Source organism: Novosphingobium sp. GW835-FHT14H07, from assembly GCF_058793515.1.
Genome location: NZ_JBXAFX010000066.1, coordinates 1 through 2,622 on the forward strand (window position 1 = coordinate 1; position 2,622 = coordinate 2,622).

The 2,622-nt window shown below is 61.4% G+C and carries 2 protein-coding genes; both read right to left on the reverse strand.

Features of this window, described 5'->3' with window-relative positions:
* Positions 1 to 70: 70 nt before the first annotated feature.
* On the reverse strand, positions 71 to 940 hold the full coding sequence (gene istB, locus AC1Q5P_RS21750) for an IS21-like element helper ATPase IstB (RefSeq protein WP_492520009.1): 870 nt from the start codon (positions 938 to 940) through the stop codon (positions 71 to 73).
* On the reverse strand, positions 937 to 2,442 hold the full coding sequence (gene istA, locus AC1Q5P_RS21755) for an IS21 family transposase (RefSeq protein WP_492520010.1): 1,506 nt from the start codon (positions 2,440 to 2,442) through the stop codon (positions 937 to 939). The genes istB and istA overlap by 4 nt, the downstream gene beginning before the upstream one ends.
* Positions 2,443 to 2,622 lie beyond the last annotated feature (180 nt).

Genomic DNA, 2,622 nt, shown 5'->3' on the forward strand with positions numbered 1-2,622 from the left:
TGTAGCGCGACAAACTGGATGAGGATTGCGCGTCAATCAGGATGAGAATGTGATTGTCGCGGCGCGTCGATCAGTGCCTGTTTTGATTGTCGCTGGCAAGTTCGTCGTTCTCATCCTGATTGTCGCGGATGGTCTCGATGACCTTTGGTGTGGTGTAAGCAGCGGGGCGTCCAGCGCCGGTGCGTCTCGCCTGTGCGGTGCGTCTGCGGTAACTTTCGACGTTCATCTCAAAGATGGTGGCGTGGTGCACGAGCCTGTCGACGGCGGCGAGCGTCATCGCGGGATCTGGGAAGACCTTGTTCCATTCGCCAAAGGGCTGGTTGGCGGTGATCAGCAACGACCGTCGCTCGTAGCGGGCGCTGATCAGCTCGAAGAGGACCGATGTCTCGGCTTGATCGCGCGAGATGTAGGCGAAGTCGTCAAGAACGAGCAGGTGGTATTTGTCGAGCTTGGCCATCGCGGATTCAAGTGCAAGTTCGCGCCGCGCGACCTGCAGGCGTTGCACAAGGTCGGAAGTTCGGGTGAATAGAACTCTCCAGCCTCGTTCCACCAAAGCAAGGCCGATAGCTGCAGCAAGATGGGTTTTGCCACCCCCCGGCGGACCGAACAGGATGAGGTTGGCGCCTTGCTCGAGCCAGCCATCTCCGGCGCATATGGCCATGACCTGGGCCTTGGAGATCATCGGCACGGCATCGAAGGCGAAGCAGTCCAGGGTTTTGCCCGCAGGCAGATGAGCCTCTGCCAGGTGACGCTCGATCCGGCGGCGATCTCGTTCGGCTAGTTCGTGCTCGGCGAGCGCGGCAAGGAACCTGCTGGCGGGCCAACCCTCCTTGTCCGCCTGGACGGCGAAGTCTCCCCAGATGTGCTTGATGGTGGGCAAGCGCAGTTCGTTGAGCATTAGGCTAAGGCGCTGTGCATCGATCATGGGAGCGGCGCTCATGCGGCTTCTCCCTGTTCGATCAGTCCATCGTAGATCGAGAGCGGCACCAGTTCGACCACGACTTCGGGTAGGTCGGCAGGATCGGGACTGAACCGGGCTCGCAAGGTTGTCAGACACGGTGTTTGGCGCGCGGCCAGATCCTCGGCCAGGAGCCCGGCGAGTTCGGCTTCGCATGCGCGTTCGTGGGCCATGGCCAGAAGTTCTACGGTGGTGCGGCATGCCTCCCGCTCGCCATGAACTTCCAGCAAGTGGTCGAACATCAGACGATAGGCATCTCGCGGGAACAGGCTGTCGCGATAGACCAGCCCCAGCAGCGCCATGGGTTTGCGGCGCAGGGAATGGATCACGTGGCGGTAATCGACAACGTGGCCGTGCTTCCCGTTCATGCCGGCACGGCCACGCGGCAGGGTCATGAGCCTCGTGCCCCCAATGAAGACGTCGAGGCGGTCATCATACAGGCGGACACGTAAGCGATGCCCGATCAGGCGGGATGGGACCGTGTAGAACACCTTGCGCAGCGTGAAGCCGCCCGAGGAGGTGACTGTGACAAGAACCTCTTCGTAATCGGTGGTACGAACGTCCGGCAGCGGCTGCAGGAACTTGCGTTCGGCATCGATGCCAGGCCCGTGCCGCCGATTGCGCGCAATTACCACCTCGTCGATAAAGCGGCGATAGTGGGCAAGGTCGGCGAAGTCGCTGCTACCACGTAACAGTAGCGCATCCTTCACACCAGCCTTGATGTGGCCATGAGCACTCTCGATCGCGCCGTTCTCGTGAGCAACGCCCCGGTTGTTTCTCGTGGGCTCCATTCCATAATGGGCACAGAGCGCATCATAGCGGTTGGTCAGGTCGATCCTGGTATCGGCGTCGAGATTGCGGAAGGCGGCCGAGAGGCTGTCGGTACGATGAAGCTTCGGCGCACCACCTGCTGACCAGAGCGCGTTCTGCAGCCCTTCAGCCAAGGCAACGAAACTCTCGCCGCCCAGGATGATATGCCCGTGCTCGAAGCCGCCGCAAGGCAGCCGGAAGTGATAGAGCAGATGATCCAGTGGTTGTCCGGCGATCGAAACCGCCAGATCGTCCATGCATGTAAAATCGGACAGGCCGAGCCGTCCCGCTTCGTGCACTTGCCGGAAAATGACTTCACGATCCTGCCCGTTCATGGCGCGCCAATCGCGAATGCGCCTCTCCAGCGTCCGCCTAGAGCCGAATGTCGTCTCGGGGTATCGCCGCCGCAATTCTTCAAAAATGGCGATAGGTCGGAGGCCGGGAGCAGCCTCGAGCATCGGCACGACCACTTCATCGAAGACACCGGCCAAGGGATCGGGTCGGCGCCGACCGCGGGGGGTTTGCCGCTGTGTTGGCAACCGGCCATCCTGCAGAATGCGATAGCCCGTTGCCGGGCTGAACCCGGCCTTAGCCGCCGCCAGAGCGACGGGGTCATTACGTCTGTTGGTCATGAAAAGTCTCACCTGATGATCGTTGATGTGTCGGCCAGCCACACGTCAGGTCCTCCTCCCCGGAAAACCCAACACATAGCGGCACCACGACCATCACAGGCACCTCGCAAAGAGGGCCTCCGGTGTGTCGGGACCGGCTACGGGCTACGCCCTCCGCCGATCCCGACACACCGTATTCTCATCTTGATTGTCGCGCTTTCTCACCCTGATCGTCGCGCGACA